Annotated in this window: 26 protein-coding genes; 11 read left to right on the top strand and 15 right to left on the bottom strand. The window is 44.6% G+C overall.

Going from position 1 to position 25,426, the window contains the following annotated elements; translation table 11 throughout:
• Positions 1 to 59 precede the first annotated feature (59 nt).
• From QFZ77_RS34570 to QFZ77_RS34560, 3 genes are all read left to right on the top strand, one after another.
• A complete protein-coding gene (locus QFZ77_RS34570; protein WP_307447581.1) occupies positions 60 to 704 on the top strand; it encodes a pentapeptide repeat-containing protein in 645 nt (214 codons plus the stop codon).
• A gap of 63 nt (positions 705 to 767) precedes the next feature.
• Positions 768 to 1,328, top strand: a complete 561-nt coding sequence (locus QFZ77_RS34565; protein WP_307447579.1) for a 5' nucleotidase, NT5C type — start codon at positions 768 to 770, stop codon at positions 1,326 to 1,328.
• Between the two features lie 157 nt (positions 1,329 to 1,485).
• Positions 1,486 to 2,349: a hypothetical protein gene (locus QFZ77_RS34560; RefSeq protein ID WP_307447577.1), complete on the top strand. Its 864-nt coding sequence runs from the start codon at positions 1,486 to 1,488 to the stop codon at positions 2,347 to 2,349.
• 578 nt (positions 2,350 to 2,927) lie between these two features.
• On the opposite strand, the gene QFZ77_RS34555 is transcribed toward QFZ77_RS34560, so the two are convergent.
• The gene (locus QFZ77_RS34555) at positions 2,928 to 3,776 is read right to left on the bottom strand and encodes a transposase (protein ID WP_307447575.1); all 849 of its coding nucleotides are present in this window, start codon (positions 3,774 to 3,776) and stop codon (positions 2,928 to 2,930) included.
• Positions 3,777 to 4,487: 711 nt separating this feature from the next.
• Here QFZ77_RS34555 and yunB point away from each other — a divergent pair.
• Positions 4,488 to 5,285 carry a sporulation protein YunB gene (yunB, locus tag QFZ77_RS34550; protein WP_307447573.1) on the top strand — a complete coding sequence of 266 codons (798 nt, stop codon included), beginning with the start codon at positions 4,488 to 4,490 and terminating at the stop codon, positions 5,283 to 5,285.
• Between the two features lie 10 nt (positions 5,286 to 5,295).
• Here the strand turns inward: yunB and QFZ77_RS34545 are convergent, their stop codons facing one another.
• Complete coding sequence (locus QFZ77_RS34545; protein ID WP_307447571.1) at positions 5,296 to 6,345, bottom strand: M23 family metallopeptidase; 1,050 nt, start codon at positions 6,343 to 6,345, stop codon at positions 5,296 to 5,298.
• A 116-nt stretch (positions 6,346 to 6,461) separates the two neighbouring features.
• Here QFZ77_RS34545 and larC2 point away from each other — a divergent pair, with 116 nt between their 5' ends.
• Entirely contained in the window at positions 6,462 to 6,950 is a 489-nt protein-coding gene (larC2, locus tag QFZ77_RS34540; protein ID WP_307447569.1) for a nickel pincer cofactor biosynthesis protein LarC2, read from the top strand.
• 50 nt (positions 6,951 to 7,000) lie between these two features.
• Here the strand turns inward: larC2 and larC are convergent, their stop codons facing one another.
• Genes larC through larE form a run of 3 tightly spaced genes read right to left on the bottom strand, consistent with a single transcriptional unit; the run spans position 7,001 to position 9,486 of the window.
• Positions 7,001 to 7,855: a nickel pincer cofactor biosynthesis protein LarC gene (larC, locus tag QFZ77_RS34535; RefSeq protein WP_307447567.1), complete on the bottom strand. Its 855-nt coding sequence runs from the start codon at positions 7,853 to 7,855 to the stop codon at positions 7,001 to 7,003.
• Positions 7,856 to 7,864: 9 nt separating this feature from the next.
• The gene (larB, locus tag QFZ77_RS34530) at positions 7,865 to 8,641 is read right to left on the bottom strand and encodes a nickel pincer cofactor biosynthesis protein LarB (RefSeq protein WP_057307614.1); all 777 of its coding nucleotides are present in this window, start codon (positions 8,639 to 8,641) and stop codon (positions 7,865 to 7,867) included.
• Positions 8,638 to 9,486, bottom strand: coding sequence for an ATP-dependent sacrificial sulfur transferase LarE (gene larE, locus QFZ77_RS34525; RefSeq protein ID WP_171692805.1), 849 nt, complete (start codon positions 9,484 to 9,486; stop codon positions 8,638 to 8,640). Before larE ends, larB begins: the two co-directional genes overlap by 4 nt.
• 155 nt (positions 9,487 to 9,641) lie before the next feature.
• Here larE and lipA point away from each other — a divergent pair, with 155 nt between their 5' ends.
• Together lipA and QFZ77_RS34515 are read left to right on the top strand one after the other, a co-directional pair.
• Positions 9,642 to 10,517 (top strand): lipoyl synthase, encoded by an 876-nt coding sequence (lipA, locus tag QFZ77_RS34520; RefSeq protein WP_307447563.1) that lies wholly within the window; start codon positions 9,642 to 9,644, stop codon positions 10,515 to 10,517.
• 40 nt (positions 10,518 to 10,557) lie between these two features.
• Positions 10,558 to 10,875, top strand: coding sequence for a YutD family protein (locus QFZ77_RS34515; RefSeq protein WP_036632718.1), 318 nt, complete (start codon positions 10,558 to 10,560; stop codon positions 10,873 to 10,875).
• Positions 10,876 to 10,936: 61 nt separating this feature from the next.
• Here the strand turns inward: QFZ77_RS34515 and QFZ77_RS34510 are convergent, their stop codons facing one another.
• The 4 genes from QFZ77_RS34510 to ylbJ all read right to left on the bottom strand — a co-directional run bounded on the left by QFZ77_RS34510 (position 10,937) and on the right by ylbJ (position 16,479).
• Positions 10,937 to 11,749 (bottom strand): NAD kinase, encoded by an 813-nt coding sequence (locus QFZ77_RS34510; protein ID WP_307447561.1) that lies wholly within the window; start codon positions 11,747 to 11,749, stop codon positions 10,937 to 10,939.
• Between the two features lie 87 nt (positions 11,750 to 11,836).
• Positions 11,837 to 12,511 carry a PilZ domain-containing protein gene (locus tag QFZ77_RS34505; protein WP_307447559.1) on the bottom strand — a complete coding sequence of 225 codons (675 nt, stop codon included), beginning with the start codon at positions 12,509 to 12,511 and terminating at the stop codon, positions 11,837 to 11,839.
• Positions 12,512 to 12,638: 127 nt separating this feature from the next.
• The gene (gene glgP / locus QFZ77_RS34500; protein ID WP_307447557.1) at positions 12,639 to 15,239 is read right to left on the bottom strand and encodes an alpha-glucan family phosphorylase; all 2,601 of its coding nucleotides are present in this window, start codon (positions 15,237 to 15,239) and stop codon (positions 12,639 to 12,641) included.
• Between the two features lies 1 nt (position 15,240).
• A complete protein-coding gene (ylbJ, locus tag QFZ77_RS34495; RefSeq protein ID WP_307447555.1) occupies positions 15,241 to 16,479 on the bottom strand; it encodes a sporulation integral membrane protein YlbJ in 1,239 nt (412 codons plus the stop codon).
• Positions 16,480 to 16,759: 280 nt separating this feature from the next.
• Between ylbJ and QFZ77_RS34490 the strand changes: the two genes are divergently transcribed.
• Both QFZ77_RS34490 and QFZ77_RS34485 read left to right on the top strand, forming a co-directional pair.
• Positions 16,760 to 17,152, top strand: a complete 393-nt coding sequence (locus tag QFZ77_RS34490) for a globin domain-containing protein (protein WP_307447553.1) — start codon at positions 16,760 to 16,762, stop codon at positions 17,150 to 17,152.
• Positions 17,153 to 17,194: 42 nt separating this feature from the next.
• Entirely contained in the window at positions 17,195 to 17,899 is a 705-nt protein-coding gene (locus tag QFZ77_RS34485; RefSeq protein ID WP_307447550.1) for a DUF2225 domain-containing protein, read from the top strand.
• Positions 17,900 to 18,010: 111 nt separating this feature from the next.
• On the opposite strand, the gene QFZ77_RS34480 is transcribed toward QFZ77_RS34485, so the two are convergent.
• Both QFZ77_RS34480 and QFZ77_RS34475 read right to left on the bottom strand, forming a co-directional pair.
• The gene (locus QFZ77_RS34480) at positions 18,011 to 18,244 is read right to left on the bottom strand and encodes a hypothetical protein (protein ID WP_082562640.1); all 234 of its coding nucleotides are present in this window, start codon (positions 18,242 to 18,244) and stop codon (positions 18,011 to 18,013) included.
• A 3-nt stretch (positions 18,245 to 18,247) separates the two neighbouring features.
• Complete coding sequence (locus tag QFZ77_RS34475) at positions 18,248 to 18,412, bottom strand: YycC family protein (protein WP_082562639.1); 165 nt, start codon at positions 18,410 to 18,412, stop codon at positions 18,248 to 18,250.
• A gap of 156 nt (positions 18,413 to 18,568) precedes the next feature.
• Here QFZ77_RS34475 and QFZ77_RS34470 point away from each other — a divergent pair, with 156 nt between their 5' ends.
• A complete protein-coding gene (locus QFZ77_RS34470) occupies positions 18,569 to 20,377 on the top strand; it encodes a M3 family oligoendopeptidase (RefSeq protein ID WP_307447545.1) in 1,809 nt (602 codons plus the stop codon).
• 56 nt (positions 20,378 to 20,433) lie between these two features.
• On the opposite strand, the gene QFZ77_RS34465 is transcribed toward QFZ77_RS34470, so the two are convergent.
• On the bottom strand, positions 20,434 to 21,693 hold the full coding sequence (locus tag QFZ77_RS34465) for a methyl-accepting chemotaxis protein (protein ID WP_307447542.1): 1,260 nt from the start codon (positions 21,691 to 21,693) through the stop codon (positions 20,434 to 20,436).
• A gap of 284 nt (positions 21,694 to 21,977) precedes the next feature.
• On the opposite strand from QFZ77_RS34465, the gene QFZ77_RS34460 reads away from it, so the two are divergent.
• A complete protein-coding gene (locus QFZ77_RS34460; RefSeq protein ID WP_307447539.1) occupies positions 21,978 to 22,346 on the top strand; it encodes an O-methyltransferase in 369 nt (122 codons plus the stop codon).
• A 55-nt stretch (positions 22,347 to 22,401) separates the two neighbouring features.
• On the opposite strand, the gene QFZ77_RS34455 is transcribed toward QFZ77_RS34460, so the two are convergent.
• Genes QFZ77_RS34455 through QFZ77_RS34445 form a run of 3 tightly spaced genes read right to left on the bottom strand, consistent with a single transcriptional unit; the run spans position 22,402 to position 25,325 of the window.
• Positions 22,402 to 23,214, bottom strand: a complete 813-nt coding sequence (locus QFZ77_RS34455) for an ABC transporter ATP-binding protein (RefSeq protein ID WP_307447536.1) — start codon at positions 23,212 to 23,214, stop codon at positions 22,402 to 22,404.
• 33 nt (positions 23,215 to 23,247) lie between these two features.
• Positions 23,248 to 24,297 carry a FecCD family ABC transporter permease gene (locus QFZ77_RS34450; protein WP_307447534.1) on the bottom strand — a complete coding sequence of 350 codons (1,050 nt, stop codon included), beginning with the start codon at positions 24,295 to 24,297 and terminating at the stop codon, positions 23,248 to 23,250.
• Entirely contained in the window at positions 24,294 to 25,325 is a 1,032-nt protein-coding gene (locus tag QFZ77_RS34445; protein ID WP_307447532.1) for a FecCD family ABC transporter permease, read from the bottom strand. The genes QFZ77_RS34450 and QFZ77_RS34445 overlap by 4 nt, the downstream gene beginning before the upstream one ends.
• Positions 25,326 to 25,426: the final 101 nt, after the last annotated feature.

The raw sequence follows: 25,426 nt of genomic DNA, 5'->3' as shown, positions 1-25,426 counted from the left end.
TTCAAAAAGCCGTAAGGCTTATTTTTTTGCCCTATCACTTGATCACAAAGGAGTACCAGATGAGCATTCCCAAAATTGAAACACCGAAAATCCCCAAAGAAATATCAGCCATTACACTGCCGAACGAGGAAATGCAGCCGGAAGATAGCTTTCATACGGGTCTTATAAGTGATTGTATCATTGACAATCAGTCCGCATATAAAGTCGCGTTTGATAAAGTGATATTTCGTAATGTCACCTTCACTCGGATATCGATGAAAGATATAGAGCTGACAGATGTTATTTTCGAGAAATGCGATCTATCCAACGTTGATTTTGGTGAAGCTACGATCCATCGGACTGAATTTAGAAACTGCAAAATCATGGGCATTGACCTGACAGAAGCAACCGTCCGAAACGTCTTATTTCATACATGCTTGGCCGACTATGCGACCTTTCGTATGGCTAATTTCAAGCAGATTTTTTTTCAGGAGTGTTCGCTTTTAAATGCCGATTTCTACGAATCCACGCTGCAAAAAGTATATTTCGATAACTGTCAGCTGGACCGGGCACAATTCACGGGTGTGAAGCTTGCAGGAATTGATATCAGCAGCTGTGAATTTACAAGTTTAGGTGTGAGTATAGAGGATTTGCGCGGCTGCATCATTTCGAGGGGACAAGCCTCTGTTTTTGCAAGTCTTTTCGGACTTATATTGAAGGAATAAGGGGAAAATAATAAAGGAAATTGCTCCCGCAGCATAGTATATCCGTGAAATGAGGAGTTAACCTTGAAATTCGGCTTTGATATCGATGATACACTTATTAATTTAAGAGAACATGCCTTTCATATTTATAACCATAAGCTAAAGCAAAATATTGGCTTGGACGCGTTTCACGCCTTAACGACGATGGAAATTCACAGTGCTTTCGGTTTGACGAAAGAAGAAGGAGGCAAGCTGTGGTCTAGCCTCCGCGATGACATTTATTATTCTCAGTGTCCTTCTTTTCCCTATGCCGTAGATATCTTGCAGGAATTAGTACATCAAGGTCATGAGGTCTACTATATTACGGCAAGGGCCAAAGAGCATACAGACCGAACGAAAAACTGGTTAATAGCCAATGGTTTCCCGGTGGTTGAGGGACATTTTTATTGTGGGATGAGTGATTCCGAGAAAGTACATATTATTGAGAAACTGAACTTGGATTATTATTTTGATGATAAACCGGTTGTTCTGGAAACCATGTCTCACCTCCCATTGAACTTATATGTGAAAGATAGATCGTATAATCAGCACTTGAACCTGCCTCGAATTGTATCTTGGGATGAACTCCGAGAAATTATAAAATGAAACACAGCTGAACTCCTAAATGTTAAGGGGTTCAGTTTTTTTACTCCTTTAACTAGATTTACACTAAATACAAGTGTAGATAATCATCTAATGACATTCTTCCTTTAATGTCAGTCTATGAGGGTAAACTTTCCATAAGAGTTGAGGAGATGAAGTGATGTTAAAGAAAAATGCTCTGATGGTCGTCCTAGTGGCCGTAGTAGGAACTAGTTTACTTGTTGGTCTAGGCGGAGCACCCCAGCCTGCTGCAGCTGCGAGCAACATGATACCGAATTATGAAGTGAAGCTTCTCCTTAATCCAAGTGCAGTTCTTGGATCAGATTTTAAACTTACAAGCAGCGTAAAGAGTGCATTTGGCATGCCAGATAGTGTGACTAAGATGAATGTCCAGTTCCTGGATACGAACGCCGAGGACATTTATAACAATGGGTGGAGTCCAAGGATTCATAAAACAGAGGGAGAAAACGATTTCGAGCTTACCTACAAAAAGCGCTATGCCGTTATTGGTAACGATATTAATGGGGCCTTAACACTCGCCAACCAACAAGGCTTTGATTCAAACGATACGGGCTATGAGGCACAAGTCGAGTGGGGATATCAGAAAAAAACATTAAGTATCACACGTCCAAAGACAGGTACTAAATCAGGCTATAGCGGTATGGATCTCCTAAACCAGACCGATTCCCGCAGTCTTTTGATTAATAATTCACCTGATAAATTTAATAATTGGCTCTACAGTGGATGGGGGACTAGCAAGCTTTCTTCTTCCCGTGTCTACGGTCCAGTTCTAGCCAAACGTTCAGTCGGAACATGGAGCGGCCAACAGCTTTATATCGAAGTATGGCCGATTCTAAATGCAGCTGGTACGGGAACTGAGTACATTGTTGAAGCTTCATTTAAAACAAATAGTGAATCGACGGCATCCACGAAGCATAATGAATTAATTACCAATCTGCAAAGTAAAGGCTGGTTCCTCGCACAAGATTCACTGAAAACACAACTAATCATGGATCGATACTAAAAAGATTGTCTATACGACACCGACTATAAAACGAACCAAGAAGTACCAAGATTAAGCACCAAGAGCCAAGAACCAAGAACAAAGAACCAAGAACAAAGAACAAAGAACAAAGAACCCAAGAGCCAAGAGCAAGTAGCCAAGAGCCAATAGCCAAGAGCCAAGAGCCAAGAGCCAAGAACAAAGAACTTAGAACCAAGAACCAATAACCGAGATCACAAGAACCCAGAACCAGAACCAGAACCAGAACCAAGCACCGAAACCCGAAACCCGAAACCCGAAACCCGAAACCCGAAACCATGATTCCAATACTTGACCACCTTTCAACAAAGGTGGTCTTTCACTTTCATTCCACTATGTTCACTATCCCTTTAACTCAGAATGAAAGCAGACATGAATGTAGGAATGAAAGCAGACATGAATGTAGGAATGAAAGCAGACATGAATGTAGGAATGAATACATGTATGAATACATGTATGTATGTATGTATGTATGCGTGATAAAATTGTTCGTCAATTGAAACTAAGTTTTATTTCTATAATTACAAGAAATTGAATGGCTAAATAGAATACTACTGTTATTAGTAGCTAGCGGTTTTGAAGCAGAGTTGAACTAAATGGGCAAAAATAGGTGTGTTTTTTGAAGAAAGGTTTTGTCGATAACTAAACTCGTCTAAGTACTTTTGTAAATGTTTGGGTCCGAGGCTATGGAAGGTGTTATTTATCCATTTACTAGCTTGTTTAGCGAATACGAGCAATGGGCGAAGTCGTGTGGGAGTATAAAAGCCTGTAACAATCTCAATATTTTGGGTATCGGATTCTATGTGCTGTTGATGGAAGGCTTTTGTTTCAAAACGAGGAATATGTCTTTCTTTTGGATTCGTAAGAAGAACGTGCTTTATTTTGAGGTAGGTAGATTCATTCCATTCATTAACTGATGAGCCTATGAGAAGAAGGTGCTCTTGAGGGTGTTTGTGAACAGAAGGATTATAAGGTCGTCCATAGATAGCCGAATTAATACAAACTGAGCCCGAAAGCGGAGTTTGATTATCTGAGCTATGGATCATAGAACGGATTTTATATAAGATTAGCCAGGCAGTTTTATAAGTAACCTTAATAAATTTAGAAAGTTCGGTTGCGGTCGTACCTTTATTTGTACGGGAGAAAAGAAAAAGAGCCAGCATCCATTTACTTAGTCCAGTTCGGCTTCCTTCCATAATAGTCCCGGATATAAGAGACGTTTGATGGCGACATTGACAGCATTCGTAAAGCGGAAGACGACGGGTTGTTGTTACATAAGCATGGCTGTGTTTACAGCGCGGGCAGCTAAACCCTTCAGGCCACTTAGTATGAAAAATATACTCGATGCAAGCATTATCAGTGGAAAAATGATTTTGAAATTGATCAAGTGACATACTTGCAAAATTCATATGCATCTCTCCATTTGCGTTAAAATGGGAATATATGTTCCTACTAATAATATACCAAACATATGGTCTTATTTCAAGAGAAGATGGAAAATATTTGATTGAAACTCGGATTATTTTCTGATTTCTGAGTGATGGGGATAGTGTCCATAGAGGTGGTGAAAAGTTGGGTTGGATGCAAAGTGAGGTGGCTTGGGAGGGAAGATACTAATGAGTTGAGATACATGTATTGAGACAAGCAGGACGGACAGGACTTGGACAGGACAAATTCTATCGGCTGAAGGATGTGGTGGGTAAGTTAGGGAGATTCAGAGTCTATGAGGTGCAGACGTTAGTAGATAAGGAATGTAAGAGACGAACGTGGAAAGATGCTAAGAGGATGGGGCGCAGCATGAGAAGATACAAAATGGATGAGACACACGTGGGAAGATGCGAAGATGATGGGGGCCAGGCGTGAGAAGATACGGAATGAATGAGACGCATGTGGAAAGAAACTGAGATGATGGGTCACAGATGTGAGCGGATACTAATGATGGGGATAACTGAGCAGTCGTAAGTAGGTAAGACCCATTGGGGTTCAGACACGATAATGATATGGATGCGCAAAACGTATGACCGTTGAGTGGACTTGCTGTAGGGAACGTGTCTTCTTTTTCACTCCATGTCCGCATAAGGTAGTACTAATTGATTTGAGTGGCTAGGGGAGGGAATGGGATGCTGCTAAGGCGACGCTGGAGAAGCAGACCTACAGGTAAAACAAACCGCAAAAAGGTGCTGTTGATCGGTCTTCTCATCTTTGTCTTATTTGGCGTGCAGTTTTTTATTTTCGTAGAACGTAATCTTAGACCTCCACTGATGAATTTGGCAAAGGTACGCATCAAGCAGATAGCGACACAAGCGATTAATAGTGCTATTGCGGATCATGTGGCTGGAAGTACGAGTGCGGAGCAATTAATTGATTGGAAGATGGATAAAAACGGTAAAATAACAGGCTTCATGCTTAATTATAATGAACATATGCGTATAACTGCGGATACGATTAAGACTGTGCAAGGTGAACTGAAAGATTTGCAAAGTATCTCAGAGCATATTCCGGTGGGGCAAGCGATGAATAGTGCGATTCTCTCCTCATTTGGCCCTGATATTCCGATTCGGCTGCTGCCAGTTGGTAATGTGAAGGTTGATCTGAATACACGTTCTCAAAATGCGGGAATCAATATGGTTATGTTTGAAGTGTATGTTCGCATTATTGCTGAGGTATCCGTGATTATTCCCTTTGATTCTGACACTGAAATTGTGGAAACAGAAATTCCTATTTCCTATTCACTCGTGGTTGGGGATGTCCCTACCTATTATTATGATAATAAGGGAAAACCTGTGGGTAGTAATAAGGATGCGGGTCCACCGAGTTTATCACTCCCAAGCATTCCGAATGCGGGAACTACAACAACACCAAAGCCAGAGGGAGTTTCAACGCAAGAAAGTAATACACAAAAAGAACCGCCCCAATAATGGAGCGGTTTTATTTTTTCTTTTTCATCCGATCTTCACGTTCCCATTTGCGAAGGGAGGGATAAGGATCGAAGCTCCATTCGGTCAGCCCATTATCACGATAAAGTCCAAAATGAAGATGGGGTGGAAATTTACCTGATGTACCCGGCTTACCATATCCAGAACTACCCACCCAGCCGATGGTTTGTCCAGGCTTTACAATATCATTTTCTTTGATTCCTTTTTGAAAACCAGAGAGATGGGCGTAGTAGTGATAAATATTGTTTACATCTCGAATACCAATCCGCCAGCCTCCGTAGGGATTCCAGCCTTTAATTTCCACAATGCCATAGCAAGTACTTCGAACAGGAACACCGTAACCCGCAAATAAATCTGTTCCTTCATGGGAACGATGCCCACCCCATCCGCGGCTGTCCCCCCATGTGCTGCGGTAGGAGTAGTCTGCGTGCACCGGTAGTGGAAAAGCATGCTCGTAAACATCGAGGGTACCAAGTGTGGCATAAATTGTAGCAAATTGTTTGATACGTTCAACACTGCGCGAGTTTTGATAATAATTCCATAAGTTAATTTGTAAATTTTCTTCTTGTTTGCCATTACTGCTCATTAGTGTGGCCATAGCTGCCAGTACGTCTAAATCGTTGTTTCGATCTGCGATGCCGTCACCTGAACCATCTCGCCCGTAACCATGAAAGAAGGAGATACTTCTTGGATTCGTATCTTGTTGGTCTGGATTCAATAAGCCGACCCAATCTGCTTCAGGGAAGTAAATGCTGGTAATCCCTTGATGCACGGTTCTTTTTTTCGCGATATTCATGGTTCTTTCGTACTGATCAACTGCGGCAAGGTATGCCCATGGAATGCCCGACAAGATGCTTGTTTTTTCGAATAGCTCTTTCCGCTCAGTGTTCAAGTTAGGGTTAACTTTAGACGGAACTGCGGCAAATAATTGGTCAGATGCAGTGGCATGGGATTCAGCACTACTTGAAAAAGTCCCGGATTCGGTTGCTGATAGGAGGAGGCTAAGAACAAGAACCCGCGACCAAAACGGTCTGCTTTTCATCTCTATCATCCTTCCTGAAATGTTAGTTCTTAGGATGTACTCTTCTACGAATGTTTATCCCTGCATCTTTCGTTGTTATCCGATTTTTGCTATGATGCCTGTAAGAGGTGAGAACAGTGAGTTTTAATCATAGGGATGAGCATGTGGACGATAGTATGTTGTTAATTCAGGCTAATTTGGATGATATGAACCCGGAGTGGGTTTCTTATATAATGGATAAGCTGTTTGAAGTAGGTGCGAATGATGTATTTGTAGTACCGATTATTATGAAGAAAGGCAGACCAGGGATTATGCTGAATGTGCTCGTTGAAGATAAACGGCTCTCTGTTGTAGAGGAGGTTATTTTTAGCGAGACAACTACACTTGGCATCCGGTATATGCACGCTTCTTGTCATAGATTGGCTAGAGAATTCGAGCAAGTGCTAACACGATGGGGACTTTTAACGGTAAAAGTTGGTTATCACCAGGGGAAATTGGTACAATATGCACCAGAGTTCAAAGAATGCGAACAAATTGCTAAGGAGCATCAAGTACCTTTGAAACAGGTATACGAGGAAGTTAGGATGCAGTTTATACAGCAAAAACCAAAAAACGTCTCCTCCTGATTTGAAGGAAGAGGCGTTTTGGTATTTGATAAATGGTCTCCTTTGGAGATTCATGTATGGTGAGGGTGCGTATGTGAATGTTCATGTTGGTGGTGATGATGATCATCATGTGTATGTCCATGACCGTGCTCATGGACAAGGTGCTCATGGCTTACTTGCCATTTTCCAATATAAGGATCAACTTTACCGACTACGACGCGAAGCACATTAGGTTGATTAGGTAAATCTCTTGTACCTGCACCGTAACCGATGGTGTCAACGATCATAGGAGGAAAGCTTTTGGAGAACTCGTCCACGATTCCGGAAATAATACCGGCACCAGTTGGCGTGGTCATTTCTAGGTTATAGTTGGTTGAAGCAATGGGTAACCCTCGCATCATTTCCAGTGTTGCCGGAGCCGGTACGGGATATATACCATGATCGATATGTATCGTTCCTGAACCTAGCGGTACTGGAGAGGAAAAGATGCGCTCGACTTGCAGGGAGTCAATGGCTAAGGCCACACCTACGATATCGACAATGGAGTCTATGGCTCCAACTTCGTGGAAGTGTACTTTTTCAACGGGAATGCCATGGATTTTGGCTTCAGCAATACCGATCTTTTCAAAAATAGCTAAGCTGAGAGCTGTTACACGCTCATTGAATCCTGCCTGTTGAATGACTTGTACGATTTCTGAGTAATGACGATGATGTTTCGGTGGATGCTCTGGGTCTAGAATAACATCAAGCTTTAAGGCGGAAATACCGCGCTTTACAACGCGCTTCCATTCCAACATATACGGCTCTAGCTTGATTTTGGTAAGCTCTTCTTCAATGTAAGTTCGATCTGCTCCCGCATCTACTAAAGCACCAAGGGTCATATCGCCGCTGATTCCGGAGAAGCAGTCTAAATATAAAATGCGCATTGTAGGATCTCACGCTCGTTTCGACATATTTTTGTTAATGAGCCCTGCATAGTAACCAGCTCCGAAGCCGTTGTCGATGTTCACTACTGAGATTCCTGGTGAGCAGCTATTTAGCATCGACAACAAGGGGGCGATACCTGCAAGGTTCGCGCCATAACCGATGCTTGTCGGCACAGCCACGATCGGTTTGGCTACTAGCCCGCCGACGACGCTGGCGAGCGCGCCTTCCATGCCGGCAACGACCACAATCGCGTTTGCGCCGCGAATGAGCTCTAGCCGGCGGAAAAGCCGGTGAATGCCAGCGACACCCACGTCGAATATACGTTCAACGTGGCTGCCCAGGCATTCTGCCGTAAGAGCCGCCTCCTCCGCCACGGGGAGGTCGGAGGTGCCTGCGCACACGACGGCTATATAGCCGTCGTGGACTTTAAGCATCGGTCGCTTGAACCAAGTGAGCGAACGTGCTGTTTCGTGGTAGGTGACACCTTCCACGGCAGCGGTAACATGGGCGGCTTTGGCCGCATCGACCCGCGTAGCGAGCACGCGGTCGGTGTGCTCCATCAGCCGCCGGAATATCGCTTCGATCTGCTCGGCGGTCTTGCCTTCCCCGAATATGACCTCGGGGAAGCCCGTACGCTTCTCGCGATCGATGTCGAGCTGAGCAAATCCAAGATCAAGGTTAGCTGGGCCAGCGGCGCTGCCTTCCTTGATGATTTGCTTTTTGGCTTCTTCTACGTCCAGATCGCCCGCCTGGACGAGCTTTAAGATTTTCTCTAGGTCCATCATAAGGATGCTTCTTTCACCTTGTCTTTCGTCTCCTTGGACAGTACTTCGTTCATGCTGCCCGTTCGGTAACCTTGTAAATCGAGCGTCACGTAAGTGAAGCCGAGCTTGCTGAACTTTTCATAGATCGCATCACGGTGTTCAACAACCTTATGAATCTCATCCGGCATAACCTCGATCCGGGCAATTTTCTCATGGTGACGTACGCGCACCTGGTACAATCCAAGCTGGGACAAGAAGTATTCGCCTTCGTCAAGTTGGTCGATTTTCCACTTCTCAATTTGTGTTCCGTAAGGGATACGAGAAGATAAGCAAGCAAAGGACGGTTTATTCCAAGTACTCAGTCCTAACTCTTTGGAAAGCTGTCTGATCTCGTCTTTGGTCATGCCGGACTCCTGTAGAGTACTACGGACGCCTTGCTCGTTCTTGGCTTGTAGACCCGGTCTATAATCACCGAGATCATCCATGTTCGAGCCATCAAGAATGTAGGGGTAACCTAACTCTTTGGCTAGTTGCTGCAAATGTGAATAAAGTCCCGTTTTGCAATGGTAACAGCGATCTGGATTGTTAGCGACGAAATTCGCATTCTCCAATTCTTTGACCTCTGTTTTGTACAGTGGGACACCGATTTGTTCTGCTAGTAGGGCGGCGGCATCGAATTCCCGAGAAGGGAATGTTTCGGATGCTGCAGTGACGGCTAAGACTTGATCTCCTAGCTCCTGCTGCGCACGTTTGAGGACGAATGTACTGTCAACCCCTCCGGAGAAGGCGATTAATACTCGGCCCATACCTCTTAAAATTTCTCCAAGCTTGCGGTCTTTCTCTCGTGTTACTTCTTGTATGCTCATGTTTCTTCCCTCCCATACAGCCTTTACGTGATAGGTTAAGCTGTTTTGGCCATCTTGATAAGTGTATCACAACTGACTGGCAAAGTGGATTGTTTTGTCAGTCATTCATGTTATAATAACAAGAACGAGAAACCAAATAAAAGGCGGGAATTATAGTGCCTCCAAAGCCATTAGAGAGAAAACCAGACTGGTTAAAAATCAATCTTAAGACAGATGAGAATTTCAAAGAAATAAAGTCAATGATGCGTTCCAAGACGCTGCATACGGTTTGCGAAGAAGCCAAATGTCCGAACATCCATGAGTGCTGGGCGAATCGTACAGCCACTTTTATGATTTTGGGCGATATTTGTACCCGAGCATGCCGTTTCTGTGCAGTCAAAACAGGGCTGCCTACCGAGCTGGATCTTGAAGAACCAGAACGTGTAGCTGATGCCGCTTTACAAATGGGACTGCGCCACTGTGTCGTCACCTCCGTTGCGCGCGATGATTTGGCGGATGGCGGCGCGATGATTTTCGCTGAGACCATCAAAGCGATTCGCCGCAAATTGCCAATGTGCACAGTCGAAGTGCTGATCCCCGATTTCTTGGGCCGGGAAGTGTCACTGGCCACGGTTCTAGAGGCTAAGCCTGATATCTTGAACCATAATATGGAGACTGTTGAACGCATGTCAGACCGCGTCCGCTCGAAGGCGAAGTATCGCCGTTCTCTTGAACTGCTGGAGCGTTCGAAGCGCATTGCTCCGAACATCCCAACCAAATCCAGCGTCATGATTGGCGTAGGCGAAGAGTGGGACGAGCTGCTGCAAACGATGGAGGATTTACGCGCAGTTGGCTGCGACATTATGACGATTGGGCAGTACCTGCAGCCGTCTACAACGCATTTGGCTGTAGCCAAGTATTATACACCTGAGCAGTTTGCTGTGCTCAAAGAAGAGGGCATGAAACGTGGCTTTAAGCACGTAGAGTCGGGGCCGTTAGTACGCAGCTCGTACCATGCCCATGAACAGGTTCAAGCCGCATCGAACGTTTAAATTAACGAACGGATCATAGAAAGGAGAGCTTCCTACCATCATGATTCATATTGCAAATAAAACATACGAGCTCGTTACAGACCATAAGAATGGCTGGAATTTTGAAGTTTTTAAAGAACGTTTTAGCGAAGTGTTGGAGCGATACGACTATATTGTCGGCGATTGGGGGTACAGCCAGTTAAGGCTGAGAGGATTTTTTAAAGAAATCCATCCTAAAGCGACAAAGGAATCATCCATCGCGGCTCTTCAAGATTACTTGAATGAGTACTGCAACTTTGGCTGCGCTTATTTCATTATCGAAAAAGTGAATGGCGCAAAGCAGCAAGTACCTTCTGAAGTGATTACAACTACTCCTTGATGTAGTAAAACCAAAAGACGCCTCTCATTCTCCAACGGAGCGAGGGGCGTCTTCTTATTGTTCATTTCACTTCTAACCCAACAAAAGCTTCCCGAACCCTATTCCAGAAAGGAAATGGGCGGAACCTGGCAAACTTAACTTTCACGTTGGCTGCTACACGGCAGCGGATAGAAACAACGTCGTCTCGCTGCAAGTAAAGGTGATCAAGTGATAAAAGCATATTCTGCTGCGCTTTGGGATAAATGTCACAGTGATGATGCTTCGGTAAAATCATGGAAGAGCCGAGTGTACGGTAGACTCTATTGTTAATAGAAGCAATCTCTGCAATTTGAATCGCTTCGAGCGAAGGGTGGACCATTGCTCCGCCTAAGCTTTTGTTGTAAGCAGTGCTACCTGCAGGCGAGGAGATGCAGATTCCGTCACCACGGAACATTTCGAACATTTCGTCGTTAACGTGTAGCCGCGCGACTAGCGATACTTCGATTCCTCGTATTGTAAATTCGTTGAGAGCCAGATGCGTCTCGGAGCCCTTTTCTGTCGTAATTTCAATCTCAACAACGGGGTACTGTACAATACGCAGTTCCTCGGGGGTGGTGACGCTGAACATTAATGAAGCTAGATGATCCAGCTCATCTGGTTTCCAATCTGCGAAGAAACCTAAGTGACCTGTATGGATACCAACGAAAGCAATGTGATCAAGCTGCTGCACATATTTATGAAAAGCTTGCAGCATTGTGCCATCTCCGCCAATAGAAAGGACAATGTCGGGATTTTCTTCATCCCTCGGCATGCCTTGCTGTGCGGCGAGTTTGTGGAACCGCTCTGTCAGCCCCTTGGAGATGTCATCGCCTCGTTCAATGACGTTGTATTTCAATTGGTTTCCTCCTAAGAGTTTTCGTAAGAAAACTTGCATCGTAAGCATAAAATGAGTTTTGCTTTAGCAAAACTTTCTTCGTAAGTATTAGCTTGTAATCGAGCAATATTTATCAATGTCCTGAAGCATAGATTCAGGTGTATGTCGGAATTCGGCGGCGACGTGATAAGAATCATTACTAAAATTCGTTACCCTAATAATTTCACCATAGGCGGTAATAGAATGGGGATACCCAGGGAGAATAAAGCTGAATTCCAGAAATAAGGGGAAGAAAAGCCGATTCGTCGTAACGAAAGAAAGCCCTCTGGCACTTATATCAAGCAGTTGTCCGGAAAAGGCGACTCCCTTGCTTGCGGATATGCCGCGAATGCCAACAATACGCAAAGTGATAGGTGTTCGAAGGGAGAGCTTAGCTCGGCTATACCTTCTGTTTTGATGATGATGAATTTCTTCGGGAATGGATAACGAAAGGTAACATACCGTCTTCTTTAATTCAAGTTGAATTAAATCGACATAGGCGTAATATAAAATTCCACGGTCTTTAAAAGAAAACTCAATGAAAGAAATATGCTCTAATTTGTCGAATGGAAAAATTCCGGATAGCTCTAAACAAACGGTGAATGAAGCCTCACCTATTTTATCAATGGAGAAATTTTCTTCATAGCAAAAAGGTTGCCCATCTTTACATTCTCCGACAATGATCAAATGACAATCTGTATTCGGTGCGATATATGCCAATTCCAGTGCCTTATTCCAATCCATAGCATCACCAAGTGGTTAGATTTGCATTCATGAGCGCATACACATACCGTAAGTTCTCTATTCATAATAATTTATAAAAGAAAATAAGAAAAGCCCCAAACGGGGCTTTATCTAGGAATTCACGTATTTACTGCCACGATAATGTGCTGGTGACTAAGGAAAGTTCAAAGGAATGTGCGAAGTTAGAAGAGATAGGGCGTACGCGAATAGAGAAGTGAGGCCCATGAATGAGATGGGATGGAATTGTCGCTTTATAGCTCTGCATCTGTTCAATCAGTTCGCCTACAGGTTCCATTGGAATAATTTTTTGCTCCCATGTTTCGCCATTTTCCTCGTAATATATGACTTCTACTGCCGTATCTTGCGGCCAAATGGGGCCGAAGTGAACTTGTGTTGTAATTTCTTTCGTTGATGGTTTTATCTCGTTTAACGGCACTTCCGTAGATAATTTGGCTGAGCGGTCATCGATGCCAATGATTTTCACGTGATACCAATTCGAACGGATGAATTGTTTGTAGTCGGCAACCTTAGTTGCAACATCATAGTGATTAGAAACAAAGAGTCGGGCTCGCTGAGCTGTCGGTAAATAGGTGAGCTCTGTGTAGTCTTGCACCATGCGATGCGTGTTATAGACCGGGCTAAGCGATTGGATAGAACGCTTCATGCGGCTGATCCATTGATGCGGGAGTGCTCCTTGATTGAAATACAGTGGAATAATTTCTTTCTCTAAAATGTGATAGATGGCTTGTGTATTTTCTTTCTCTTGTGCAGCCCAGTCAGCAGCTCCTGTGGAACCGATAGCCCAGCCGTTCGTACCGTTATAGCCTTCCTCCCACCAGCCATCGAGTACGCTAAAATTAAGTACCCCGTTCATGGCGGCCTTTTGACCGCTTGTTCCACTGGCCTCAAGAGGTCTACGGGGGTTATTTAACCAGACGTCTACGCCTTGTACGAGGTAACGGGCCATATTCATGTCATAGTTTTCGAGAATAACGATTTTTCCGACGAATTCTTTCATTTGTGAAACGCGATAAATTTCACGGATAAGCTCTTGACCTGGGTAATCTGCAGGGTGAGCCTTGCCAGCAAAAATAAATTGTACGGGTCTCTCGGGATCATTGATTATCTTCTTAAGCCGGTACAAATCATTAAAAATAAGATTAGCTCGCTTGTAGGTCGCAAACCTTCTGGCGAATCCAATGGTTAAAGCCTTGGGATTCAAATACTGTCTGACTTCCTCGATCCGCGCTTCTGATTCTCCGTTGCGCTTGCGCTGCTCGAACAAATTTCGCCTGGCGTAACGAACTAAATCTTCTTTCAGTTGTTGATGCACTTTCCAGATGGATTCGTCTGGAATGACCTCGATTTGCGCCCACTGATGCTTATTGGCTTGTTCTTCCCGCCATGAACCGGGCAGGAAACGATCAAGCAGCTCTTTCCATTGCGGCGCTGTCCATGTATCCAGATGTACGCCGTTCGTAATGGAGCTAATGGGAACTTCGTTCGCATCGATATGACCGTGAAATTCTTTGAACATTTCTCGGGATACTTGACCGTGCAGCTTACTGACCCCATTGCGCAGTCCGGCTGTATTCATGGCCAAATGGGTCATATTGAATTGACCCGTATGGTGATCAAGCCCTAGTGCTACAATGTCCTGTTTATACTGTGATAGTTCACTTAGGAGAGGCCCGAGATAGTGTTCCACCATCTCGATGGAGAACGTGTCATGCCCCGCCGGTACAGGCGTATGGGTAGTAAATACAGTGGCTGAGCGAACGGTTTCAACCGCCACGTGAAATGGAAGGCCTAGATGTAGAAGCTCCTTCAGTCGCTCCAGCGTGAGGAAAGCCGCATGCCCTTCGTTGATATGGTACACGTTGGGGTAGATATTAAGCCGCCGAAGCGCCTTGACGCCCCCAATGCCAAGAACCATTTCCTGAGCAATCCGCGTATCTTGATTGCCCCCATACAGCTGAGCGGTCAGTTCTTTGTCCGCTGGATTGTTGGCTTCATGATCGGCATCCAGCAGATAGATCGAATTACGTCCGACACGCACACGCCAAACCTGTAAGGTGATAGCGCGACCAGGCATATCAATAGAAACGACGAGCTGCTGGCCATTTTGCTGCATAGGTTCGATCGGAAGCTTGCTGAAGTCATAAGGGTATAATTCACTTTGCTGACCACCGGAGGCATCGATTTTCTGCGTGAAATAGCCTTTTTTATAAAGAAGTCCAACACCGATCAAAGGGATACCCAAATCACTTGCAGATTTCGTATGGTCACCAGCTAAGATTCCCAGTCCTCCTGAATAAATCGGCAGCGATTCATGAAAGCCGAACTCCGCGGAGAAGTATGCAATTTTTACATAACCCTGGTCCGGATGCTTCTCTTGAAACCAAGTGGTGCCGTTCATATAAGCATCGAACTTGGCAATTACTTGTTGATAGTTTGCTACAAAATCTTGGTTTCCGCTTAGGGCCTCGATCTGTGAATTGTCCAACAGGTGAAGTAGACGAACAGGATTATGGCCGCATTGATCCCATTTTGCAGGATCTATTTGTGCAAAAAGCTGCAAGGCGTCATGGTTCCAACTGAACCATAAGTTGAATGATAGCTCAGTTAAACGCTCAATCGTTGGAGGCAAATGTTTCGCTTCTTTGGGGAAGGCTTCTTGCATATCTGGATGTTCTCTCCCTTTATGATCATGATCGTGATTACCCATATTATCTTGTTCCACCAACCTTTTCATACACCAGTTTAAGTAAGGAATATGCAGCAAAGAGTCCGGCAATGACAGAAAAAGCACCCAGGAAGACCGTTCCGCTAATTGGCAGCATAAGCCTTAGATAGCTGAGAACAGGAGAAGCCGAATCATATTGAGGTAAGAAAACAGCTTTGGATTCACGGAAAATTTGCATAGGCTCCCAAAAAACGAGAACAATAGCAGCTGAGAGCAAGGCATGGATGAAGCGGGCGGTGACAAATGGCAAATAACGCAGATTCGTATGGCTTAATAGGCTAACAATTTGAGCATGAACGGACATGCCGCCCCATGACAATATAAAAGCGCCAATAGCTACCTTGCTGGAGAGCGCTAGCGACGCGGGAGCATTCCCGGCAGCCTTCGCCCCAAGTGTCACCTCAAACAAACCATTCATAACTGCCTGAGATAACTCATGGGGGAGTCCTGTGATTTGCAGGATGGAGGCTATGAGCAGGTAGATCGCATTCATGACTTTAGCCGCTGTTAAGACTTCTAAAACAACTGAGAAGAAGACAACTAAACCACCTACTACGAAAATCAAGCTGAGCGACTGTAGAATGGATTGACTCAGTAATGTGCCTATGGATCTGCCGTCGTTGATTCGAGCGCTGTGCATCGCCTCAAAAGCACGCTTCCAGACCCAGTCCTTGCTCTTAGTCTCCTGTACAGTAGGCAGACTCTTCCTGCCGTGAAATCGCATCATTAAACCTATCAGCACGGAGCCTCCGTAATGAGCAACAGCCAAGATCATAGCCAAAGAAGCATCGTGGAAGAAGCCTATCGACACGGCCCCGATTAAGAAAATCGGATCGGAGCTTGTTGTGAACGCAACGAGCCGTTCACCTTCCTCACGATTGACAAGCTTTTGCTCCCACAGCTGGGAGGTCAATTTAGCTCCGACCGGATAGCCGGCAGCGAATCCCATAGCCATTACGAAGCCTCCGATGCCAGGGATACGAAAGACGGGACGCATCATTGGATCAAGCAGCGTACCGAAGAAATGAACAATACCGAAGCCGAGCATAATTTCGGAAATGACGAAGAAAGGGAAAAGTGCGGGAAAGAGCACATCCCACCAAATGGAAACGCCGCGCAAGGCTGCTTGAAGGCCGTCATGAGGGAACGCAAATAAGCATAGAATAATGGCAACAACAACAAAAGCCATGAGTAACGCAGCCGTGAAATTTCGTTTCTGCATGAGATTGGATACCTCCTCCTACTCAACTATATGAACAGGATGGGACATACATGCCGTCCCAAAATACTTAGACTTTGGTACTGTTCATAGCCCGGTTTTATGGTAAAATAGAACTAGTGAAGTCTTATATCCTAAGCAGCGGGAGTGATTCAAATGACAGGTGTCATTGCTGGTTTGGTTGTATGTATGTTCGTATTTGTCATTCGTGAAACGCTCATGCATGCAGGGGATGAGGATTTAGAAAACTATTAAAGTATTACGAATAGCGAGGTTTACCCTAATGTCAGAAAATGACCGCAGCACGTTGTACGAATTGATGGGGGGAGCGGAGACGGTACGCAGACTCGTGGAAGCCTTTTATCCAAAAGTTCAGCAGAATCCACTTCTGTCGCCTCTGTTTCCTTCCGATATAGGTCCGGTTATAGATAAACAGTTCATGTTCTTAAGTCAGTTTTTTGGTGGTCCAACCTTGTATTCAGATACGCATGGACATCCGATGATGAGAGCTAGACATATGGCATTCCCAATTACAGTAGAACGCGCAGATGCATGGTTAAGTTGTATGTCGGAAGCAATGGTGGAAGTAGGACTACCGACTGATTTGCGGGATTTTTTACTTGAACGGCTGAAAGGCTCTGCCTATCATTTTATTAACACATCAAAAGATGAATAGTTCTTCTTTCCTGCATACAACTTTAGTGAAGGCGGGGTTTCAATGATGGTCGAACCTTTATATGATATTTCAGTGAAGTGCACGTATTGCGACAATTCCTACAAAACGATGAAGGTTCGCCCAAGCTTTAAGAAAGCTAGCAAAACAGATACTGATTTCTGTGTTCATTATAAAGACATCAATCCCGACTTCTATGTCGTGAGGGTCTGTCCGTTTTGCGGGTATGCGCATACGGAGAACTTTTCAGATAAATGGAAATCGGCACAGCGGGAAGTTTTTTACGAGAGAGTGGCTCAAAACTGGTCAATGCGCAATTTTTGCGGAGAAAGAACTTGGGAAGATACCCTTCTGAGTTACAAGTTGGCCCTTCTTAGTGCACAGATTAGAGATGAGAAATCGCGTGTTATAGCAGGTCTTCTACATCATTTGGCGTGGTTGTATCGATCCAAAGGAGACTGGGAGCAGGAGGAGCGTTTCCTAACGTTTGCCTTGGACGCATATGTCAGTGTGTATGAAACAGAAGGTTTGGATCTCAATAATGCACGACTCATGTACTTAATAGGAGAGCTCAATCGCAGATTAAGCCGCTTCAATGAAGCGGTCAAATGGTTTTCGCGCATTATTAATGACCGCAAGATTATGGATGCTGGTATGATTAGAGCAAGTCGTGAACAATGGATAGTAACCCGCGAAGATATGCTTGCCATTCGTATGGAGCTCCCAGACGAAATGAAACAAGCTACATAATGAGTATTGCCGTATAAATCAAATGAACGCTTATCTATTCTTGGGTTGACTTCAATCCCTTGAATGGTTAAGCGTTCATTTTTTAATTGGCTGATTGCGTGAAACTACGATTCATTTGCGTATTGCGGTGTCCGCCAATAAGTAATCTCGATCTGTGTCGACGAGCGTCAGCTTATTATGGCAGCAAGGAAACACAAGCAGCTTTTTTTTGCCTTCGTGAATGGATGTCAGTTCGTGGATTTTCAACGGCAGCAGCACATTGGGGCTATGGCAAAAGGGACATTGGGCCACATAAATGTCCTTCATAATAATGTCATAAGGCCAAGTGTTAGCGAAAGGGATCAAAGCTTACTTCGATTCTGGATCGCTATTTTCCGTAGAGGAAGCTTTAGCGAGCTCCGCTAATTTTTGCAGTAAAATATGTTGTGGCATATGCATGAGATGTTCTAAAGGCACCTTAAGTTGCTCAGCTAGCTTAACGGCCGTTTCTGGAGAAATTTGTAACGGTTTCATAATTTAAAATCACCCATCCTGTTCCGAATATATGGTGTGGGAACTAACTATAATTGAATCATACTTTTTACCTATAAGCAATGAGCAAGATGAGTATGATTGGCGATCAGGTGGCGTTTGTGATTTAATAAAAGATGGAAAGGAAAGGTGATAGCTTTGCTTAATTTACCTCTTAATCAAACATGGAATTTAGAAACCTTTTTTCCTGGGGGAAGCGAGTCTCCTGCATTCGCAGCTCACCTGAAGGAGCTTCAAGCATCGATTGCTGCTTTTCAAGAACAAGTACGAAATACCCCTTCACCACAACAGGCAGAAGATACAGCTTCGCTAGTGAAACTGATCGAATTATTTCAGCATAATTTGAAGTATATCCATGAGGCGGATTCTTTCGTAGGCTGCTTGTTAGCGGATAATCAGAAAGATAAGAAAGCGCCTGTGCTTAGCGGGCAGGTCAAAAGCTTGTTTGCAGAGCATTTGTCTTCGCTCACCCATTTTGATCAAGTACTGACGGGGATCCCAGATGATGTATGGTCAGCACTACTGCAGAAAGAGCCGTTCAAAGCCATTGCTTTTCCGCTCCATGAGCGACGTGCCTTGGCCCAAGAGAAGTTGCCGCCTGAGCAGGAAGCCTTAATTAATGATTTGGCCGTAGATGGCTATCATGGGTGGGGAGATCTGTATAATACGACCGTTGGTCAATTCCGCATGCCTGTGGAGGTTGACGGTGAACAGGTGGAGCTATCCGCCGGTCAAGCGTTTAATAAACTGCATACAGAGAATCGGGAAGAACGATTGAATCTGTTTGAAAAATGGGAACAAGCATGGACGGATAAAGAGGAATATTGTGCCGAAGCATTAAACCATCTGGCAGGTTTCCGTCTTCAGGTTTATAAATACAGAGGTTGGAAAAATATACATAAAGAGCCGCTTGCTATCAATCGTATGGAAGAGAAAACGCTGAATGTCATGTGGGACGTGATTGACCGCAACAAAGATATTTTCGTTGCCTATTTGAACCGTAAAGCGAAACTGCTAGGTGTTGATAAGTTGGCATGGGTTGACGTGGATGCGCCACTGGGCGATTCCTCGAAGAAAATTTCTTATGACGAAGGCGCTACTCTGATTGTCGATCAATTCAAACGGTTCAGTCCTAAGCTGGCAGCCTTTTCGGAGGAAGCTTTTGAGAAGCGCTGGATCGAAGCTGAGGATCGGGCAGGGAAGCGACCTGGAGGCTTCTGCACATCTTTCCCGATAGCGGGTGAGACACGTATCTTCATGACCTACGGCGGAACGCTAAACAATGTTTCTACATTAGCGCATGAGTTAGGTCACGGCTACCATCAGCATGTCATGACGGATATGCCTGCGTTAGCGCAGGAGTACGCGATGAACGTCGCTGAGACAGCCTCTACCTTCGCTGAAATGATCGTAGCGGACGCAGTTGTGAAAAGTGCCACTACTGATGAAGAACGCATCATTTTACTTGAGGATAAGATCCAGCGCGCGATCGCTTTCTTCATGAACATCCATGCGAGATTTATCTTCGAGACGAACTTTTACGAAGCACGAAGTCAAGGTTTAGTTAGCGTTGAGCGTTTGAATGAGCTCATGGTGGATGCACAGAAACTTGCTTATAAAGATGCTTTAAGCAGCTATCACCCGCATTTCTGGGCGGCTAAGCTGCATTTCTATGCGACGGATGTACCTTTTTATAATTTCCCCTACACGTTCGGTTACTTGTTTAGTGCAGGTATTTACGCGAGAGCGGTGCAGGAAGGTGCAGCCTTCGAAGAAAAGTACATATCTTTGCTTAGAGACACAGGCAGCATGAACGTGGAGGAGCTTGCTCAGAAGCATCTCGGCGTTGATCTGACAGAGCCGGATTTCTGGCAAAGCGCAGTCGATATGGCAGCTCAAGATGTGAAGCAGTTCATGGAACTAACTGAAGCTAAAGTCCAAGTATGAGATAAAAAAGGCTTTCCCATGATCGAAGTGGGAAAGCCTTTTTTGTGGAATAAAGCTTATAATTTGAAAACCTGAATCGTCTGTTGTAATTGTGTGACAACACGTGTCATCTCTTCGGCTTGTGTGACGATCCCTTGTACTGTAGCGATCTGCTCATTCATAGAAGCGGAAACTTCTTGCGTGCCAGCCGCTGATTCCTCCGTGATCGCCGATATGTTCTCCATCGCTGCAGCAATTTGTTCGGAGCTTGTCAGCATTTGTTCGCTTTCTTCCGCGAAGCGGGTAATTTCTTCCGAAATAAAGCCTACGCTTCCGACAATCTCAGCAAAAACAATTTCGGTTTGCTCGATTAACACGGTTTGTTTCTTCACGACATCTTCGTTAACTTGAATGCTGCGAATGGCTTCTTGAATGCCTTGCTCGATGCTTTTCACGAAACCGAATACTTCACGTGTAAGAGAGGTTGACTCTTCAGCTAGCTTACGCACTTCCTGAGCGACGACTGCAAAGCCCCGGCCATGTTCGCCAGCTCTAGCAGCTTCGATGGAAGCGTTGAGGGATAAGAGGTTCGTTTGCTCAGCAATCTCGGAAATGGAACGAGTAACGCTGCTGATGCCTTCAGCTTGTCTAGCCAGCATGTCGATTGTATCAGACACCTGCTGTGTAACTTCTACGTTTCGTTTCATACCGATGCCTTGGCTTTCAACGGACGTGCGTCCTTTTTCTACAAGGGTCATCATCTGATCCGAGCGGTCTTTCATTTCTTTCGCAGATCCGGCATAGTTGACGATTCTCACTTCAATATCTTTGGAGGTGATCGAAACGCCAGAAACTTCTTCTGAAATTTGCCCGGCACCTGAGGCCAGCTCGTGGGCCGAAATGCTCACTTGTTCTAGGACAGTACGGAAGCTTTCATTTTTAACATATATATCGCGGCTTGTTTGAAAAACCTGCTTCGAGATTGTTCCAGTGTCGCGAAGAATATCGCGGAGTTTATCTATCATTTTGTTAAAAGATTGGCCAAGCTGTCCAAGTGTATCATCTGAGGTTACGGTTACTTTTTGAGAGAAGTCCCCTTTGGAAATGTTGAGCGCAATTCGGGATAAATCGGCAATGGGTTCCGTTAACTGACTCTCGAACCATCGAATGAACGGGTAGCTGCCTCCAAGAATAATAAGCAGGAATATGATACCAAGTAAGCGATTCCAATCTGAGGCAAATGTAACAATCAACATGAAGATTGAATTCAAACCAATAAGAGCATAACAACCAAGTTGTAGTTTCTTTCTGAACGATAAGGACGATACTTTATCCAATCCGACCGACTCCTCTGCGAAATTTGTTTATTTGTGCTGGAATCCATGATGTATGTTTGCAAATTATAACATTGAATCTGGAAATATTCTACATCATTTCGACAAATATCGTTCGTTTCTTACAATTGAAATGGGATTTATATTAACATTACATAAATAATAGTAAGAATTGTGTGAATAATGTAAATAAACTGTTGAATTATGTAAATAGTGTGAGTATAATAGGTCTACAGTCACGTAAATTACATAATAAGTAAAAATTTAAAACTTTAAGGAGGAAAGTGATGAATTTGGATCAGATGCCACTCGCTAGACAAATCGATTTGGTGTTTAGGAAGATCAAAGAAGAATTATCGCATGTGAATTCCGGTACTGTGTTTGTTCATATTCGCAACAACGAAATTGGGAAATTTGGTATTAAGCACCTTCCGTTTGAAAGTAAGGACGGCGTATTGCCTGCAACCACGACCAAAGGTTTGACGGAACTGCAGTATCAATCCTTTCGTCAGATGGCTATTGAATCTTTGAAACGGAAGAAAAGCTGGACCCATGGTGAAATTTTGTTCGATTTCACAATTAGGCAAAACCTGGTGTCTGCAAGTATTATGTTCGAAAGCAATTACAATATGGCTAATTTTGCAAGAACGATTTAGCACTTATTCCTTTTATCGCAAACAACCCCGGTCACGTAGATGACCGGGGTTGTCATTATTTATGGGGAAGAATGCGGCCCTTTCCGTAAGGGATACACATAGGTGTGCGGAAGATAGGATCGGGCGCAACGCTGCATTTCATATCGAATACATCTAGAAGCAACTGCTCGTTCACGATGTCTTCCGGCTTTCCTTCTGCATAAACAGAACTATCCTTAATGGCGACGATGTGATGGGCATAACGGCAGGCCAGATTGATGTCATGCAGCACCATCACGATCGTACGTTGTTCGTTCTCATTCAACTCGAAGAGTAAGTCAAGTACCTCAATCTGATGGGTTAAGTCTAGATAGGTAGTGGGCTCATCAAGGAGCAGTGTAGGGGTATCCTGCGCCAGTGTCATGGCGATCCAAGCTCTTTGGCGCTGTCCGCCAGATAAGGAATCCACACTGCGATCCGCGTAGGTGAGCATATTCGTAAGCTGGAGGGCATGCATGACTTTCCTCTCATCTTCAGATGACCACTGCTGCAGCCAACTCTGATAAGGGTAGCGTCCTTGCTTCACGAGCTGTCGTACGGTAAGCCCTTCAGGCGCGGAAGGTCCTTGTGGGAGGATGGCCATTTTCCGGGCTACTTCTTTTGTGGAGAGTTTGGCGATTTCCGTGCTATCCAATAGGATTGCGCCTGATTTCGGCTTCAGCAGTCTAGCAAGTGAACGTAGAAGTGTTGATTTCCCACAGCCATTGCTGCCAATAAATACGGTAATTTTGCCTTTTGGTATTTGTAAATTCAAGCTTTGGAAGATGGTCGTCTCTCCGTATGTTAACTGAAGCGATTGTGCTTCCAGTGCTTTTTCCAGGGTGGGCATAGGTCTATTCTCCTTTAAGTAAAACCGCTGTTGTTAACCGCGATTTCTACTGCGATATAGCACATAGATGAAGATAGGGGCACCGATAGCTGCTGTGAATACACCTGCCGGAATATCGAGCGGTTTGAATAAGAAGCGTCCTGCTAAATCAGCTAACAATAAAAGTAGGGAACCTGTCAACGCGGACACTGGGATAAGCGCGCCGAAGCTAGGTCCTACGAGCTTTCGGGAAATGTGCGGAGCCATGAGACCAATGAAATTGATCGCACCCCCAAAGGCGACTGCAGCCCCTGATAGTGCAACACTAAGGATGATCAATAGGAAGCGTTGACGTTGAACGTTGCTTCCAACACTACGGGCGATATCTTCACCCAAGGACTGTATGGTAATGTGCCGCGCATACAAGAAGATGATGGGAATTAATAACAAGACCCATGGTAAGAGCGGGTAAACCGCTTTTTTCCAGGAAACTCCGTAAATACTGCCTGTCATAAAGGTCAGAGATTGATTAGCCAGAATAATCGGTCCGGAAAGCAGCATGAGATAGGAGAGTGCACTCATCGCAGCTGTAAGTCCCGTCCCAATCAAGACAAGCCGCAGAGGCGTGATTCCATTTTTCCATGAGAGTGAATAGACAAGTAATGTAGCGGCGAAAGCGCCAATAATAGCGGCAACTGGCAGCCAGTGAATACTGATTTTATCTGAGAAAAAAAAGAAAAAAGAAACAGCTCCAAGTGTAGCCCCGCCCGTTGTACCAATCGTATCCGGCGAGGTTAATGGATTTCGTACAATGCCTTGCAAAATGGCTCCGGCTACACCAAGCGATGCACCAATCAGGACAGCAACAATGACTCTAGGTAGACGCAAAGTCCTTACGATCATCGTGTTTGGATCAGTCCCGTAACCAAAAACAGCGCGAACGACTTCAGCAGGTTTGATATAGATGCTTCCAATTCCGGTACTTAGAATCATCACGATGATGACGGCAAGGAGCAGAAAAAGAGAAACAATCAGAGATTTCTTACTGATCAGATACGAGAAGCCTTTTTTTCGAATGGTGACATAACGATGGGAATGACTCATTTCAGAAGTCCCCCTTTGCGAGCGATATAGATGAAGAAGGGTACTCCGAGAATGGCTGTCGCTACACCGACATGAACTTCCTTAGGCATAACAATGAAACGAGCTATAATGTCAGCTCCAACTAAAAGAATGCCGCCTAGAACCGCACAATACGGAATGACCCAGCGATAATCGATTCCAACAAGAAAGCGAACGATATGCGGTATGATAATCCCTACGAAAACAATCGGACCCGCAACAGCAACTGAGCCTCCGGCAAGAATGACAATCACTACTGCGGTAATGAATTTTACATATACGGTGCGTTGTCCAAGCCCTTTGGCTACATCATCCCCCATAGATAATATGTTGATGTGCGGTGATAGAAATATAGCGCCAATCCAAGCGATTAGTATATAAGGGTAAACGGATTGGAGCATGGCCATAGTCCGTCCTTCGACAGATCCGACAAGCCAGTATAAGACCTGGTCAAACGCTTTACCGTTCCCAAGCAAAATGCCTTGAGTTAGCGAAGCGAAAAATGCCGTCATTGCTGAGCCCGCGAGCGTAATTTTCATAGGTGTTAAACCATCGCGGCCTAAGGAACCGAGTCCATAGACAAGGGCAGAGCTAAATGCAGCACCGAGAAATGCAATCCATGTAAACTGTGTAAGACTGGAAACATTAAAAAATCCAACGGATAAGACAATGGCAAAGGCAGCGCCTGAATTAATGCCGAACATACTTGGAGAAGCCAGCGGATTCCGTGTAATAGCTTGCATAAGAGCGCCTGCAACAGCCAAGCTTCCCCCTACTAGCGCTGCTATTAAGGCTCTTGGGATGCGTACGGTTTGGATGATGATAGCTTCGTTTGTTGGTTCGGCGGCTTGCGCAAACGAGGTCCTAATTTGATCCCATGAATACGTATGTAGTCCGAACATAACGCTGCTGAGCATCATTGCAGCCAACAAACAGCAAGCCGCGAGTAATCCAATACTTTTATAGAAATGGTAGAGACGTTCTTTGCTTGAAAAGCTTGAGTTATTCATGAATGATTGCCTGCTTCCTTAAATGCTGCTTCATTTATTTTAATGAGTCTGACTAGCGAAGTCAACGAATATGATAATCATTATCAATATATATTGACAGG

The sequence above is a fragment of the Paenibacillus sp. V4I3 genome (assembly GCF_030817215.1).
Lineage (GTDB): Bacteria > Bacillota > Bacilli > Paenibacillales > NBRC-103111 > Paenibacillus_E.
The sequence above is the reverse complement of the archived record's forward strand: the minus strand, read 5'-3'. Positions and strand labels throughout refer to the sequence as shown.